This is a genomic window from Candidatus Stygibacter australis (genome assembly GCA_030765845.1).
GTDB lineage: Bacteria > Cloacimonadota > Cloacimonadia > Cloacimonadales > TCS61 > Stygibacter > Stygibacter australis.
The window spans coordinates 39,537-56,300 of sequence record JAVCDJ010000148.1 but is presented as its reverse complement, the minus strand read 5'-3'; the positions used below and the strand labels follow the sequence as shown (position 1 = coordinate 56,300).

Annotated in this window: 14 protein-coding genes; 5 read left to right on the top strand and 9 right to left on the bottom strand. The window is 36.4% G+C overall.

The window, feature by feature from the left end:
* The 3 genes from RAO94_07580 to RAO94_07570 all read left to right on the top strand — a co-directional run.
* Positions 1 to 219 (top strand): DUF1232 domain-containing protein (locus RAO94_07580; GenBank protein MDP8322194.1); only part of this gene is annotated, 219 nt, incomplete at its 5' end.
* Between the two features lie 3 nt (positions 220 to 222).
* Positions 223 to 816, top strand: coding sequence for an RdgB/HAM1 family non-canonical purine NTP pyrophosphatase (gene rdgB, locus RAO94_07575; GenBank protein ID MDP8322193.1), 594 nt, complete (start codon positions 223 to 225; stop codon positions 814 to 816).
* A gap of 9 nt (positions 817 to 825) precedes the next feature.
* Positions 826 to 2,181 (top strand): phosphomannomutase/phosphoglucomutase, encoded by a 1,356-nt coding sequence (locus RAO94_07570; protein MDP8322192.1) that lies wholly within the window; start codon positions 826 to 828, stop codon positions 2,179 to 2,181.
* A 47-nt stretch (positions 2,182 to 2,228) separates the two neighbouring features.
* Here the strand turns inward: RAO94_07570 and RAO94_07565 are convergent, their stop codons facing one another.
* The 5 genes from RAO94_07565 to RAO94_07545 are packed head-to-tail and all read right to left on the bottom strand — an operon-like array spanning position 2,229 to position 8,070.
* Positions 2,229 to 3,413: a hypothetical protein gene (locus RAO94_07565; GenBank protein MDP8322191.1), complete on the bottom strand. Its 1,185-nt coding sequence runs from the start codon at positions 3,411 to 3,413 to the stop codon at positions 2,229 to 2,231.
* A 3-nt stretch (positions 3,414 to 3,416) separates the two neighbouring features.
* Positions 3,417 to 4,664 carry a glycosyltransferase N-terminal domain-containing protein gene (locus RAO94_07560; protein ID MDP8322190.1) on the bottom strand — a complete coding sequence of 416 codons (1,248 nt, stop codon included), beginning with the start codon at positions 4,662 to 4,664 and terminating at the stop codon, positions 3,417 to 3,419.
* Complete coding sequence (gene rnr / locus RAO94_07555; GenBank protein ID MDP8322189.1) at positions 4,645 to 6,744, bottom strand: ribonuclease R; 2,100 nt, start codon at positions 6,742 to 6,744, stop codon at positions 4,645 to 4,647. Before rnr ends, RAO94_07560 begins: the two co-directional genes overlap by 20 nt.
* The gene (locus RAO94_07550; GenBank protein ID MDP8322188.1) at positions 6,744 to 7,184 is read right to left on the bottom strand and encodes a hypothetical protein; all 441 of its coding nucleotides are present in this window, start codon (positions 7,182 to 7,184) and stop codon (positions 6,744 to 6,746) included. Before RAO94_07550 ends, rnr begins: the two co-directional genes overlap by 1 nt.
* A gap of 10 nt (positions 7,185 to 7,194) precedes the next feature.
* The gene (locus RAO94_07545) at positions 7,195 to 8,070 is read right to left on the bottom strand and encodes a YicC/YloC family endoribonuclease (protein MDP8322187.1); all 876 of its coding nucleotides are present in this window, start codon (positions 8,068 to 8,070) and stop codon (positions 7,195 to 7,197) included.
* Positions 8,071 to 9,261: 1,191 nt separating this feature from the next.
* Between RAO94_07545 and amrS the strand changes: the two genes are divergently transcribed.
* Together amrS and RAO94_07535 are read left to right on the top strand one after the other, a co-directional pair.
* Positions 9,262 to 10,239 carry an AmmeMemoRadiSam system radical SAM enzyme gene (gene amrS, locus RAO94_07540; GenBank protein ID MDP8322186.1) on the top strand — a complete coding sequence of 326 codons (978 nt, stop codon included), beginning with the start codon at positions 9,262 to 9,264 and terminating at the stop codon, positions 10,237 to 10,239.
* Positions 10,208 to 10,606: a NusG domain II-containing protein gene (locus RAO94_07535; protein ID MDP8322185.1), complete on the top strand. Its 399-nt coding sequence runs from the start codon at positions 10,208 to 10,210 to the stop codon at positions 10,604 to 10,606. Before amrS ends, RAO94_07535 begins: the two co-directional genes overlap by 32 nt.
* Here the strand turns inward: RAO94_07535 and RAO94_07530 are convergent.
* The 4 genes from RAO94_07530 to RAO94_07515 are packed head-to-tail and all read right to left on the bottom strand — an operon-like array spanning position 10,603 to position 16,282.
* Positions 10,603 to 11,373, bottom strand: coding sequence for a class I SAM-dependent methyltransferase (locus RAO94_07530; GenBank protein ID MDP8322184.1), 771 nt, complete (start codon positions 11,371 to 11,373; stop codon positions 10,603 to 10,605). The two genes, RAO94_07535 and RAO94_07530, sit on opposite strands and share 4 nt — an antisense overlap.
* A gap of 1 nt (position 11,374) precedes the next feature.
* Positions 11,375 to 13,102 (bottom strand): cation:proton antiporter, encoded by a 1,728-nt coding sequence (locus RAO94_07525; GenBank protein ID MDP8322183.1) that lies wholly within the window; start codon positions 13,100 to 13,102, stop codon positions 11,375 to 11,377.
* Positions 13,102 to 14,394 (bottom strand): tRNA (N6-isopentenyl adenosine(37)-C2)-methylthiotransferase MiaB, encoded by a 1,293-nt coding sequence (gene miaB / locus RAO94_07520; GenBank protein MDP8322182.1) that lies wholly within the window; start codon positions 14,392 to 14,394, stop codon positions 13,102 to 13,104. Before miaB ends, RAO94_07525 begins: the two co-directional genes overlap by 1 nt.
* 28 nt (positions 14,395 to 14,422) lie before the next feature.
* A complete protein-coding gene (locus tag RAO94_07515; protein MDP8322181.1) occupies positions 14,423 to 16,282 on the bottom strand; it encodes an amino acid permease in 1,860 nt (619 codons plus the stop codon).
* Positions 16,283 to 16,764 lie beyond the last annotated feature (482 nt).

Below are 16,764 nucleotides of genomic sequence, written 5' to 3'. Positions count from 1 at the left end.
ATCCCCGTGCTGGGGCTGGTAGATGATCTTTTACTGGTCGTTTATGGCTTGAATGCCATTCTTAACGAGATTGATCCGGAAATAGTTCGTGAACACTGGAGTGGGGAAGATGATCTTCTACTTACTCTTAAGAACTCGATATTCGTGGCTGAGAGATTTTTATCTCGTAATGTTGTCAAAAAAATATCCACTTTCTTCAATAAACTGACAAGAAAATAGTTAATGAAGATCTTAATTGGTACAAAGAATAGAGATAAATTCAGCGAGATCAGAGAAATCCTCTCTGATCTCGATTTTGAACTGCTTTCTGCAGCAGATTTTGATGATCTCCCTGATGTAGTGGAAGATAAAGACACTATTGAAGGTAATGCGATCAAAAAAGCTGAAGAAATGGCTCTGCGCTCAAAGATGTATGTACTGGCTGATGATACTGGATTATTTGTGGATGCTTTAGATGGAGACCCTGGAGTGTATTCTGCCAGGTATGCCGGAGAAACCTGCAGCTATCGTGATAATAGAATGAAATTGCTGGATGAGATGACTGACATCGCAGATAGGAATGCCAGCTTCCGAACAGTGGTCGCATTGGCTGGTGGTAATGGTAAAGTGATAGCCACTGTCGAAGGAAAAGTTGAAGGTGAAATCATTTTTGAGGAAAAGGGAGATAAAGGTTTTGGCTATGACAGCATATTTTTATGTCATGAAACTGGAAAAACTTTTGCGGAAATGAGTTCTGAAAAGAAGCATAAGATCAGTCATAGAGGAAGGGCTTTCAAGAAAATGATAGAAAAAATTAAGGAATTAAATATACTGTAAGGGGGAACAATGGTTAATCCATCAATATTCAGAGAATATGATATTAGAGGTGTGGTAGATCAAGATCTTACACCGGAAGTGCTTTATTTAATTGGTAGAGGATATGGAACTTATATAAAACGAAAGGGAGCTAAAAATTGTGCTATTGGAGGAGATGCCAGACTCTCGACTCCTGAATTTAAAAAAGAATTCACTCGTGGTATGCTGGAATGCGGTTTAGATGTGATCGATGTCGGTATAGTAGCAACTCCAGTGCTTTATTTTTCTATCTGGAAACTCAATACAGATGGGGGAGTGGTAATTACTGCAAGTCACAATCCTGCCGAATATAACGGGATTAAAATGAATCTTGGCTTAGGAAGTGTTTTTGGCAAACAAATTCAGGATATACTGCATCTTATCCAGAATAATGATTTCGAAGCAGGAAGTGGAGTAAGAACAGAAGATGATACTTTGAGTGATACCTATATCAATTATATAGTAGATAACCTGCATATCAGCCGTCCAGTAAAAGTTGCTGTTGATGGAGGTAATGGTACTGGTGGTCCTTATCTGCCTGAAATACTTAGAAGATGCGGATGTGAAGTATCTGAAATTTACTGTGAGATGGATGGCACATTCCCTAATCATCATCCTGATCCTACAGTTGAGAAGAACATGAAAGATCTGCAGAAGCTCGTTAAAGATGAACATTTTGAAATTGGTCTGGGGCTTGATGGAGATGCTGATCGTATTGGCGTAATTGACGAAAAAGGCAAAATGCTATATGGAGATCAGATATTGAATATTATCGTACGTGATTTCCTCAAAGATAATAAAGGTGAAAAGATCATTGCAGATGTGAAATGCTCTAAGAATCTATTTGATGACATAGCAAAACAGGGTGGTATCCCGATAATGTATAAAACAGGTCATGCCAATATCAAGATGAAAATGCATCAGGAAGGTATTAAAGTATCTGGTGAGATGAGTGGACATATTTTCCTTAAAGACAGGTATTTAGGATATGATGATGCTATCTATGTGGGAGCACGACTGGTGGAAATCGTGGCAAATTCTAAACTCCCTGTAAGTGAGATGCTATCCGATCAGCCAGTTATGTATAATACGCCTGAATTACATATAGAAAGCACTGACGCTGATAAATTCAAAATTGTGGCTAAAGTACGGGATTCCTTTATCGCTGAAGGATATGAAGTCAACGATATTGATGGAATGAGATTAACTTTCCCGGATGGCTGGGCGTTATGCCGAGCATCTAATACCACACCACTACTAGTACTCCGTTTTGAAGCAGAGACTCAAGAAAGACTAAAGGAAATCCAGCAAACCGTTGAAGACAGGGTGAAGAAATTTTTAATTTAATTTATCAGGTAAATATATACTAAAACCACCAGATTATGGTGGTTTTTTTATTGGTAAAATTCGTAGATAACTTGTTGTGTTAAAATTCCCGGTCTGATCCCCTGAGAATCCCATTTCTTAATATCAGATAATTTATCAAAACTATGAACAGGACTTACAATGCTTTCTATCCCAAGAAGCATTGGTTCAGTTTTTATCACAATCTTTGTAAATTCAGGATCAGTAATCCCTTCTCTATTAATAATATTTTCATAGAAATTACGCTGCATCCCTATTCTCCAGAAGCTGATGACTCTTTCTGCTCTGATCTCTCCGACTTTAGTCATACCTTCAGGCTTATGATCAGCAATATTTATATCCTGATAAAAAAGTGGATATTGAAATACAAAACCCTCACAAGCACGATTATAATCCATTCTAACTTTTCCAGCAAAACGAGTGAATAGGGAAGAGGCAAATTTTATTGATAAGCCAGTATAGATAGTATTATCAACAGTTTCGTAATAGAGATTCAGGTCATAGCCCTTCCAATTAAAACCAATTAAACCACACCAGCCCCAGGCAGATTCCATAAGTACTGAATCGCTGCCATGATCTCTAATCGGTAATTTTCCAGCTCTGGCTTCCAGTATCATCCAGTCATTATCATAGTTGAAATAAAGATAATTATTCAGAAGACTGATATCTGCATGATCATATCCCGATTGATAGACAGTATTATGCCAGCCAATATTCCTCCAATTAAGATCATTTATCAATATTGAGCCATTATAACCGGATGGTTCATATCTTGAGCGTATATCACTCATTCCCGCAACTTGATCAAATCTGGAGATGATATTATTATCAGGAAATTGCAGAAATCTAATTCTTCCTATCCTGCAGGATGTGCTAAATTGCATGTCATTATAATAATAATGCCCATATAATTCCAGATATGATTCATCAAATCCTGGCTGCAATTGATTATATTCTGGCTTATTTTCTTTACTGAATTCAATTTGATTTATTTCCTTATTTCCTCGGGCTACACAATTTATTCTTATTCCAGGATATAGATATACCAAACCTCGAACCTGCAGATTTCTTAAATAAAGGTGATCTTCCCAGAAGTGCATACCAAGCGAGGTTTCGATGTGTCCGCTTAACGATTTTGGACAGGGCAGCCAGATCTCTCCTGATAGAAAGTACACCAGAATAAGCATCAGGAACAGCATACGGATCTTCATCAATTATTACTCTAAATACGACTTGATTGTATCCAGATTTTCTTCCAGTGAATGGGCATTGTTTATCAGTACATTACGGGCATTTTTCCCTGTATTTATCCTCAGATCATGATCAAGATATAATTCCAATATTGTCTTGAGTAGATCTTGCTGCTCAGCTATGAATATGCCTTGCTTTTCCAGCAATCTATTAACTGATTCCCTGCAGGAAGAATGATATACACCCATTATCACAGGTTTATTGTAATATGCTGCTTCCAGAGGATTATGTCCACCAAAATCAGTAAAACTGCCCCCAACAATAACCAGATCAGAAAAACTGTAAATCTCTGTTAATAAGCCAATATTATCAATAATAAGGATATCAAAATCAGTATGGATTTTGAACTCAGAAAGCATTACAACTTTTTGACCGTTAAATATTGCTTTCACTTCCTCAATGCGCTTCAGATGTCTGGGAGCGATGATCAGTTTCAGATTAGATATTTCTTTTTTCAATTGAGGATAAATATCCATAATTAACTGCTCCTCACCAGGTCTTGAACTCCCCACAGTTAAAACAAAATCTTGATAAGAAATGCCATATTTTAAATATTTATCAATATTGCCATGATCAGGAAGATCAATAGCAAACTTCAGGTTTCCACAATTTCTCACATGGGTGAAACCTAATTCTCTAAATCTATTCCTATCATGCTCTGACTGAGCATTAATTGCCTTTATGGCCTGCCACGGTTCCTGCCAGAAATGTCTGGTCCCAAGATATTTACTAAAAGATTGAGCAGTAAGACGTGCATTCACCAATATTACCGGAATATTCCTTAACTTAGCTTGAAAAAGCATTTGCGGCCAGAATTCTGTTTCCATGATCACAATGAGCTGAGGGTCTATCTTTCTGTAAAATAATGACATCATAATTGGTAAATCAAATGGTATATAGGATACTGCTATTGGCAGATCAATTTTTGATGCGGTCAATAGTCCTGTAGTAGTCATAGTAGTAAGAACTATTCTCTCGGCTCCAAATTGTTCTGCAGTTTTGATCAGAAGAGGCTTCAGGGCATTTACTTCGCCCATAGATGCAGCATGGAACCAGATGCTTTTTTGTCTGGTTAATATATCAAGCCCCAATCTACCCTTCATACCAGCTAAAATGAAAATGATCAATAAAGGAATAAATAAAATTACTTCCAGCAGTGTTATGAGTAATAAATATAAATAAAAAATCACCATATTACTTATCTTTAATTTCAAATATTATATCATCATCTACTTTAACGAGGATTACTTTAAAACGGTCAGCCAGGCGAATTGATTGGGCTTTGTGAATTCCCAGCAGAGTATCATAAGCAGCATGATATTCATAATGATCATCCTTGATCGATGAAAGTGGAACTATCCCGCTGACGGGGTACTTATCAATCTCAATAATTATCCCTTTTGCTTTCACTGCGATCACGACTCCGGAGTATTCTTCACCAACTCTCTTTTTCATAAAGAGAAGTTTGTTTTTGGTATCAACTTCCCTTTCTGTAGTATCAGCCAGTTTTTCCTTTTCCGTAGCTATCACGGCAATATCTTCCAGTTTACTGCGAGTGAATACATACCCATCATCACTTGCGGAATTCTTGATCAACGCCTTTATCTGATGATGTACCACCAGATCACAAATCCGCCTGATTGGTGATGTAAAATGTGTATAATTCTGCAAAGCCAAACCAAAATGCCCCTGATTAATAATATCATATCTTGCTTTTTTCATGTGCCTTAGCAGCACGCGGTCAAAAACCCGATGCCTGTCTTCTGTATCCAATGATTCCAGAGCAATCTGAAAGGCTTTATTAATAGTATGTGAAAGATCAAAACTAAAGTCATAGATACCTGCAAGTCTTTTAATATCATCTAATTGATCCGGTCCCGGAGCTTCATGCACCCTGTATAAAGTAGCTGATCGCGATAGAGTAACTGCCACATATTCATTGGCAGAAAGCATGAAATTTTCTATCATCTGATGTGATTCTGTCTCCCTGCTTCTTTGCAGATCGATAACGTGCCCTTCTTCATCAAAGATATATTCTGTTTCAGGCATATCAAGACTCAGATAACCTCGTTCAATTCTTGTTTTCTGCAATTTGGCCGAAAGCTCCTGCATCAGTAATATCAGTTTTTGTGTGTCCTCATCCAGATTATGCTCTCGCTTCTCCATAAAGTCATCTACTTCTTCATAAGCCAGCCGGGCATTTGATTCTATTACCGATTCCACTACTTTTTGATCAAGAATGTAACCGTCTGCATTATATTCAGATATCACCGTTAAAGTAAGCTTTTCCTCATCAGGACGCAATGAACATATTCCATTGGATAGTTTTTCGGGCAACATAGGCAATACTTTGCGTGGAAAGTAATAACTGTTTCCCCGCTGTAATGCCTCTTCAAATAAAGCAGAACCTACATTTACGTAATGCGCAACATCTGCAATATGCACATATAATCTATAACCTTCAGCAAGTCTTTCAAGTGATATCGCATCGTCATAATCTCTGGCAGATGCCGGATCGATAGTGATTGTGTATATATCCCTTAAATCAGTACGTTCATTGATCACTTCTTCAGTAATCCCATCATCCAGCTCTGATACTTCCTGCATAACGCTTTCAGGAAATTCCAAAGGTAGATTATATTCACAAATTACTGACATTATCTCTACTTCCGGTTCTCCAGCTTTACCTAATATTTCAATAACTTTGCAGCCAGGTAATAACCTTTTATCAGGATCCCCCCAATTGGTGATTTGGCAAACTATTTTTTCTCCAGAAACTGCTGCTCCTGCATCATATATCTCAAAATCACTATGTAAGAGTGAATTATCAGGAATCAAATATTTTCGACCTTGATATTTCTCCATTCTACCAACCACTCTCTCTCTGGCGCGCTGGCGGATTCCCGTGATATAGCCATGTAATTTGCCTTTACCTTCAAATTTGATCCCAACTGATACTTCATCTCCATCATAGGCATTCATTATATCTTCCCGTGAGATATAAATATCTCCTTCTTCGCGAATCACAAAAGCAAAAGATCTGTCTTGAGCCAGCGGTCTGGCATCAAAGATTCCTATATATTCCTGCGATAGGGTAGAGGCATCAAGATAGTAACGCTTATTTTTACCTGATATTTTGCGCTTCTGCTTCAATTTCCTTAATGTGTCTTCCAGATCACGTCTTTTATGCTTCTTTAAATGCAATGCTTTATATATCTCTCCGCTTTTAAAATCTTTCCCTTCATTATGCTTCAGGAATTTCTCTATTCTTTCACCTAACTTATTGTCATACATTAATATCGCTCCCCAACTTTTTCAGCCAGTAATTCAAATAATTTACCTTGTTCATGCTTATCTTTACTGAATCGCAATGATTGACCGCGAAAATTATCTAATCTGCGGGGTCTTTTAAATGTGCTGAGCATAACACCCTTTTTATCTGTATACCAGCACCCAAAATCAGACCAGTTTCGTTCTAATTTTATCTTCCAATACCATATCTGTATCTTATCATCAAATAATATATAAGTAGTTGGAATGAACCATGTTATCATGCTGCCTATAAAAAATAGCATCCCAAGATAAAAATAGATAGGTGCTTTCCAGGTAATTATTGCTGTCTGGTATAATATCATTGACACTAATACCATAATTGCGATCAAAAATATTGTTTTAACTGCTTCATCTAATAGTGGGTGAGAGGTCCATCTCAGTAAATCTTCCCTGTTTTCCATCCTAACTCCCTTATACTATGTTTTGGACAATTTCCCGGCATTTCTCTATTTCTTCTTTAATATTGATCATTTCTTCAAAAATGGCATTATGATTATATTTTGAACCTAAAGTATTAGTCTCTCGATGCATTTCCTGTAGAATGAAATTAAGATTCTTGCCCATATCGTCGTCATTATAAATAGTTTCCTGAAATTTATTAAAATGATGATGCAACCGTACTATCTCTTCAGTAACATCAGATTTTTCTACATATATAGCTATTTCAAGCGCTAATCGCTTTAATTCTTCATCACCTAATTGATTACCATATAGTTCTTTAGCATGTGATTGTATCTGCTCATTAACTTCAGTTTTATAGGCGGGAAAGGCAACTTCTATCTTGCTTAAAGATTCTCTCATCTCTTTAAGTGCTTTCAGCATATAATCATGCATTGATTTCCCTTCCTTTAAAGCTGAATCCTGATGATCTTTGATCCCATCTTCTACTACTGTTATTATCTTGGATTTAAGATCATTATCCTTTGATAGATCATCTGACTGATAGACAATTTCTTCATTTTCCAGAAATAGCTGTAAGGGTATATCGTCTTTATTCCCTGTAATTTGCTTAATTTTCGCAAAAACTTCATTATATGCTTTTAATTTGATCGCATTTATCTTAAGCTCTGGTGGTTTGAATGATATTAGGCTAATTCTCCCGGATATTTTTCCTCTATTGATCCGATCTTTGATGATATTATTTATTTCCATCTCCATGAATGACAACTCACGTGGTATATTTATCCTTATTTCTAAAAATCTGCTGTTAACAGACTTGATCTCAAACTCAATCATATAATCTTCGCCAGAATATATTGATTTACCATATCCGGTCATACTTCGCATATTATCCTCCAAATCTGAAAATTGCTGTCCACTACATTTAGTCAATCTTTTATCAGAATGTTAATGAAATAACTTTGAATCTAATTTCATATTAAAATAAATTTCAGATCCATAGAGCCTCAATAAGAGCTTAAAAATAAAAAGTAATATTAAAACACATTCCCGTCAGAGAAAGTCTGCTCTCCCCGATCCACATCAATTTTTGTATAGTGCCATAATATATATTATGTAAACTTACGTGAGTGAAGATATGTTTCTATGCTGTATACTGATAGTCATCCCGTCTTAATGCGCTTTTTTGACTATTTTTTGTCGAAATAGTTTAGGTGCTGTTTTGAAATTAAACGGCATATCTGATCTTAATATTTCAATAAATCAGATGAAATAAAAGCATCTTGTCAGCATACCTGACACTCCCCCATTTAGGATTAAAAACAATTTTCCAACCAAATTATTTGAAGATGTTGAGTAGAAAAAGTAGCATTGAGATTTTCTATTTACCTAATACTCTTATCGAAAAAGTAGATACTCCAGGAAACTGCACTCAAGACGACACAACAAAAAAATGTGGTATCGTTTCGAGTGCAGGATGAAGTTATGTGGTTTTGCTTACCCAAAGTCTCTTATTTAGTATTTATCCAAATCGGATACTGTTGCTTTGATAATTTATTTTATACTATTCTATTTAGTTGTGGATTATTATAGTAATCTCAATAATTCCTCTTTTTTAAAGTGAACCATTATTTATGCAGAGACTTATAAGGGATGTGATGATACACAACATAACATTGGAATGCTACCACAAGCATCGTTACAGTTCTTATTTCATACCTGTTGAGAACTTAGATAGCATTTAGTTTGCTTTAAATGAGATTTTTTCGCAAGTTATAAATTATGTGATTTAAGGACTCCTTATCTTGAGTATTGTTAGAACTGTCATCCCCCTGTTATTCTTTTAATATTTTATCATAATTAATTGAATTATAACATGTTACATCATACAATTTAATCAAATTAAATTACACCCTATAAGGTTGATATTACAATAGCCACGGGTGAAACCCGTGGCTATTATTGTGATGCCCCTCCAGGGCATTCTTGAAGTCAGAAAACATTTTAATTTCGGGGGTATGCCAATTGAGTATTGTTAGAAATATTGACAATATGTGGGGGAGATAATATCTTCAAATTATGAAAAAAGCAGAATATTATCAAGAACTAGGTGATGGTAGAGTTCATTGTCAGCTTTGCCCTGTTAATTGTGTAATTTTGCCTGATAGACTGGGCAGGTGCAAATCAAGGAAAAATGTCATGGGTAAGCTGTTTACCCTCAATTATGGGAATACTGTGTCTCTTAATCCTTATGATCCGGTTGAGAAAAAGCCTTTATATCACTTTCTGCCTGGAGAAAGGATATTATCAATAGGGCCTAATTATTGTAATTTACACTGCAATTACTGCCAGAATTATCAAATATCACAGATGAAAGCTGATACCCAGAAGCTGACCAAAGAGGGATTACTACAGATATTGCATGAATATAATCTCAACTCTATTGCTTTTACTTATACAGAACCTATTATCTGGTATGAATTTATGAAGTCAACATCTGAATATCTGCAGAATAATGGGATCAAGACAGTAATGATATCTAATGGATATATAAATCATGAGCCTTTGGTTGCGCTTCTCCCCCACATCACAGCAGCAAATATTGACCTGAAATCAATAAGAGATGAATTTTATCAGCGAAATTGTCTGGGAAGTGTGCAACCAGTACTTGATACGATCAGATATGCTGCGAAACATTGTCATTTGGAAATCACAAATCTTTTAATAACCGATGAAAATGACAGTGATAAAGATATTAATGATCTGATAGATTTTATTGCCGGAGTAGATTATCGCATACCGCTTCATTTTTCCAGATATTATCCGTGTTATAAATTAAACAATCCGGCAACAAATACAGAAAGACTTCATTACGCTTATAAACAGGCACAAAAGAAACTGGCTCATGTATATTTAGGTAATATTCCCTTTGATAATCGGCTGATCTGTGAGGAGTGTCAGGCTGATTTAGGAGCACGTGGTTATAATATCCCTTTGAAAATTAAAAATGGAAAATGTCCGGAGTGTGGACATATTAATTATGGTATCTGGAAATAAAATAAAACACGGACTGAAATTGCTCAATGCTGCTGACAGGATTTTGATAATTTTCCTTTTATTAGTCATCTTTGTGGGATTTTATCTGCAATTATCAGGTAAGCAAGCTCAAAATATTCAAATAGTAATTAATGATGAGGTATTTGGGAGATACCAATTAGCAAAAGATCAGGTGATAGAAATCAATCAGGGTACAATTTTAGAAATCAAGGATGAAAGATTCAGATTAAGAGAATCATCATGTCCACATCAAATATGCGTAAACCAGGGCTGGAGTAATGGACAGCCGATAATTTGTGTACCTCAGAGATTAGTTATATCTGTAATAAAAGAAGCTGGTGATAAGGAGATACCTTTAACTTATTAATTTGGAATCTTTTGGGCAACTACTATCAATCGATGAGACTCATTTAAGAAATCCGAAAAATCATAATCTCCAAAAGTATTTAGGATATAAAAACCACTTTTTGTTAGTAAATCAGTAATTTCCTTAAGAGAGACTTTCTTTAAAGAAATATTACTTGTGAAATCAGTTATTGATCCGTCATTATATCTCACCTGATAATGATCGTGCCAGTGTCTAATATTTTGCGAATTATCAGTATTCCAGAAGGTGGACATGATAATATCAACCTTTAGAGGGGTATTATATGAAGAGTATAATTTAGTGAGAGGCAGATTTTGAGGTGGATGAAGGATATCATTATCCAAATCAAGACATAGTGTTCCTCCGAGAGGCAGGTGATCATTTATAGTTTTTAGGCATTTATACTGATCTTCAGAATTCAGCAAATATTGAAAGGTGGAATATGTAGCCAGACAAATAGAGAATTTTTTATCAAGATCAAGATAACGCATATCCGCTTCTAAAACAATCAGCTCTCCCCCATCAGTAATGGCAGCTGCTTTAGATTTAAGTTTCTGTAAGGCTGGAGCAGAATTATCAACGGCACAGACATTTAAACCCGATTTAATTAAAGGGATAGTGAAACATCCGGTTCCTGCTCCTAATTCGAGAATATCTCCTTGATAATTTTCAGCAATAGTTTTCCAGAATTTGATCTCAATAATTCTATCACCGAGAATGAACCTTGTTTCCCAGTCGCAGATGTCATGATAAGATAAAGGAGGCATATTATTCTTCAAAGTAGGGATTAAGTCTTTCTACTTCTTCTGACTGGAGGATTTCATAAACTTCAGCAGGAGATTTAGCTTTGATCAATTTTTCCTTAATCAAGGGCTGATGACCAAAAATTCTGGCAACGTGAGCAAGTACATTCAAGTGCAGATCTATGCTTTCTCTGGGAGTAGCGATCATGATCACGATATTAACGGGTTGATCATCAATAGAATCAAATTCGATACCCTGGGATGAAATACCGATAACACCCATTATCCGCGGACCACCTTTTATAATAGCGTGCGGGATAGCAATATTATTACCGATACCCGTAGAAATCTCACTTTCTCTTTCGTGAACAGAATTTTTGAGTTCTTCCAAGGTCATGTATTCCTGGCATTTATGGGTTCGAAAGAGAAATTCAGTGAGGATATCGAGAGCTTCCCATTTATCCTTATTATCAAGGTTGATGAGAATAAATTCCTCCTGGAGAAATTCCAGCAGTCTGATGCGGTCTTTATCTGCTTCACCTACTCTTTTGAGAGCCTGGCCAGTGAAGATGGGACCCAATAACTCATACACCACAACAGCGGTAAGTATCACAGCAGTTATCTGGGCAGAATATTCAGCTAAAAATGGTGAATTAGCACAGAGCATCACAAGACCTATTGCCAGACCGGCAATGGGAAACATACTGAATCCGATATTATTCCTTAAAGATCTTTGGGAGCCGGAGAATAAGGCACCCAGATATGGACCAGAAACCTTCCCAATGAATCTGCTTATGATCAGAATACTACCAGCAAAACCTGCAACAGCAATTGCTTTGAAATTGAAATGCGTACCTGAAAGAACAAAGAAGAGAGAGAAAACTTCTTTTTCAATATCAGTGAAAGCTCCGAAAAGTTCACTTTTGTACCTTGATTTATTAGTGAGAATGATCCCGAGGATCAAACTGGAAAGAATGCCTGAGAAATGCAGTGATTCTGAAGCACCTACCGTAATGATCACAGCCAGAACCACCATAGTCAGAAATGAAAGTCTGGTTTTATGTTTTTCAGTAAGATAAATAACGCAATAACCTACAAACCCGCCCACTATAAGACTTTCAATGAGCAATAAAAAGGGATTAAAGACAGTCTGGATCAGGGAAAAGGTAGTTTGCGAGGATTGGGCAAATAAATAATAATAAAAGGTATAGAATATCAATATTACCAGCACATTATTAAATGCTACTGATGCCAGGAGAGTTTTGGTGAAAATACCCTTAGCTCTTTTTTCACGAACTATATGAATAGTAGAGCCTGGTGCTGTGGTCATAGCAATTGCAGATATAAGAAGAGCGGAAGGGAATGGCATTTTCACCAGGAAATATAGTGCTGAGAAAATTATTGAGCCCGTGATAATTACATCACAAACAGTTATAAGAAATATCCTGGTTCCTGAATTATGCAGCTTGCGGAAATCAAGATGACTACCAATAGCAAAACCAATAAAACCAAGAGCAAAATTTGTGATCGGGCGAAATGATTCATATATTTCTGGATTGAAAATATTGAGGATATGGGGGCCAATAATGATACCACCTACTATCTGCATAGTTACTGATGGGAGATGGATTTTTTTAGCCAAACGAGAGAATATAAAGCCGACAATGAGAATTACTGCTATAACAAAGAGGACATTAACCTCTTCCAGTAAAGCGCTTTTATGTTGTATCCAGCTGCTTAAATGTTCCTGCATTAAATTTCTTTTCCTTTTAATGTCCAGCCTACAGCGTCAACTATCTTCACATTTACAAATTTACCGATTTTATCTTTAGTACCTGGAAATACAGTCACTTTGAAATCAGGGGTTTTCCCTGCAACTTCAAGTTCAGATTTCCTGCTGATACCTTCCACGTAAATCTCACGCGTCTTCCCTATCTGCTGTTGATATATCTTATGAGTGATCTTTTCCTGTTGAGTGATCAATCTTTGTAATCTTTCCAACCTTATCTCTTCTGGGATCTGATCTATGAAACCGGCAGCTTTTGTACCTGAGCGAGGAGAATATTTGAACATATAAGCAAAATCAAACTCAATATCCTTCATCAGGTTATAAGTGTTCATAAATTGTTCTTCTGATTCACCCGGGAATCCGGCAATCACATCAGTAGTAATGGCAATTTCCGGCATTGCCTTTCGGAGTTTTACAATCAGGTCATAATAGTGCTGAGCTGTGTAGCCTCTATTCATTCTTGCTAATATCTTATCATCACCAGATTGCATGGCTAAATGAAAGTGCTGGCAGATTTTATTTGAATCAGCCATTACCTGGATGAGATGATCTGAGAGGTCTTTGGGATGTGAAGTTGTGAAGCGTATCCTTTTTATATTGGGGATTTTATTTACCATTTCCAGCAAATGAGGGAAGCTTATATCGTCATACTGGTAAGAATTTACATTTTGACCCAACAGCATAACTTCATATCTTCCCTGATCAGCAGCAATTTTCACATCTTCTAATATCTCTTTATGGTCACGGCTGCGTTCTCTTCCTCTGGTGTAGGGAACAATACAATAGCTGCAGAAATTATTACACCCACGCATGATAGTGACAAATGCTTTCAGCGGATCCTGGTGTATGGGCATAATTTCGGGATATACCTGTTCATTATTAATATCCGTAACGCTGAGCATTTCCTGATGAAAGGCAGAATTGATAATGTCCGGCAGTTTGTCATACATATCCACGCCTACCACAAAATCAACTCCAGTACTGAGCTGCATAATGTCTTCTCCCAGTCTTTGTGCCATACATCCAATCACGCCAATTTTAACATTTCGAGAGATTTTATACTTCATCTCATTATTGATCCTGCCCATCACGCGATCTTCGGCGTGTTGACGCACTGAGCAGGTATTGAAAAGAATCACGTCAGCTTCGGCAATATCTGCAGCTTTTTCATAACCACTTCTTTCGAGAATGGTCATCACCAGTTCGCTATCTGCCACATTCATCTGGCAGCCATAAGTTTCAATAAAATATTTCACTTGTCTTCCTGTATTTATTAGTTTTTTTTTAATTTCTATAACGATCAGCCAGCAGAATAATATCACGCAGTGAGTCAACATTCTGGGCATTGAGCCATTTTTCCTGAAAATCATGCTGCTGCACTATCTGAGCAATAGCAGCCAGTGATTTCAGATGGAATTGGCGTTCATCCTTTGATCCTGCAATCACAAAAATTATTTTTACTGCGGGTGCAGTTTCTGAAAAATAAACACCTCTGTGCGACCGTGCTAATAGTATTTCAAATCTTTTCTCTCCTGAGAGAATGATATGAGGAATTGCCAGAATAGGGGTTAACACAGTAGAGCTCTCTTCTTCTCGGCTGATAAGTTTATGGTATATTTCGCGCTCACCACAAGTAAGCGAGTCATTTAGTACACCCGCAACCCGAGCAAAGAATTCTTCTTTGCTTTCTTTATCGATCATATCTAATATTGGACATTTCTCAATTATCATATCAAATCGATCCTGCTGAATACTGTCCCTTTCCAGAATAATTTCCTTTAGCTCCAGCTCCAGTTCGGCAGAGTCCAGTTCTGAAGACTTTATTCTTCGGATCAGATATAATAGGGCACTTTCTCTATTTGATCTTATCTTACCGTAGAGATGATACCAGATATAGCTTATAATCAAAAATGCTGATGAGATCAAAAGTGGTGTAGACCCCATCTCAAATATAAGGAAACCATAAACTACTATTGCAGTAACTTGAAGCCAGGGATATAAAGGTGATCTAAATTTTGGCTGATAATTCTGGATATGGCTTTCGCGCATGATAATAACGGCTAAATTAATCATGGCAAATAATATCAAACTTATTGTGGATGCTGTTTTTATAAGCAATTCCAGATCAAGAAAGATAATTACAAAGACCATAATAAGAACAGTCATAATGATGGAAAAATGAGGTGTCTGATATTCCTTATTAATTCTACTGAAAAACTTTGGCAGCAAACGATCTCTGCTCATGGCAAAAGGGATTCTGGAAGCAGCCATAATGCCTGCATTACCGGTGGATATAAATGCCAGCAGGGCAGCAACAGCCATGATCAGCATACCCAGATTGCCGGAAAACAATCGAGCAGCATCAGAAATAGGTGTTAGAGATGGTATTCCAGCGCTGTTTATTAACTTATCACCGCTTATACCAACTGTAATGAAAACAACTAAAACATAGAGCAGGGTTACGACGATAAAGGTGATGATCATTCCTAAGGGTAGATTTTTGTTAGGATTCTTGATCTCTTCCGCAATACTGGCAATTTTGGTTAAACCGCTATAGGAAATAAAGATCAGTCCTGCTGTGGCAAAAAGGTCTCTCGTTGAACCCCGATTGAAATTTGAAAAATTTGATAATTGCACTTTACCTATTCCAAAGATAATAAATAAAGTAAGGATTATCAGGAGTCCTATAATCAGAATAGATTGCAGTTTTCCAGAATGTCTGGCACTCACCATATTGAGGAACATAAATAATATGCAGAAGAAAAGGGCTATCAACTTAACCTGATTATAAGTGATACTGGGAAATAATATAGTAGAGAATGCGCCAATACCCAATAATGCGAAAGCACTTTTAAATGCTAGACTGAACCAGGCAGCCATACCTGCAATGGTACCCAAACCAGAACCCATACTGCGATTGATGAAAAAATAATCCCCTCCAGCTTTGGGCATTGCTGTTGCCAGTTCTGCTTTGCAAAATAAAGAAGGTATCACTAGTATTCCAGCTAATAAATAGGCAATAAATACTATAGGTCCCACTTTTAAATACGCCAAACCTGGTAAAATGAACAAACCTGAAGAGATCATTGCTCCAGCAGCAATGCTAAATACATCAAATAAACCCAATTCTTTTTTTAACTTCATACTTCATTTCCCTTACGCATTTGCATGTTTCTATTCATTAGATTGGGTGAAATATTGTCAATTATTACTCTTAGTTGCATTAAAAAAGTAGAATTCCTTATGTTATTAAAAGTGAATATATCGTAGAAATATATTTTGGGGTGAGATATCAAGGATATCGTGTTTTTACATTAGGTACGTTATAATATATATAGATAACATTAATGGACTTATAGATCACAAAGATAGTAAATTATACACTCATAACCCACAGGGAACCCACTGGGGAGTTACAGTGAGCAAAAAGAGGGCATTTAACACCTCTAATACAATATAATATTGATATTTAACCTAAAGCTGTAAAAAAAGTGATCCAATTTGGGTCAAATGAAACAGATTGCTAAATAATTTGAATAAAAGAAATGGGATATCCTTTAAGAAAACAACTGTATTATTTATCAAATATGTCAGCATGATCTAGACCATAGAAATTTATAAATAAG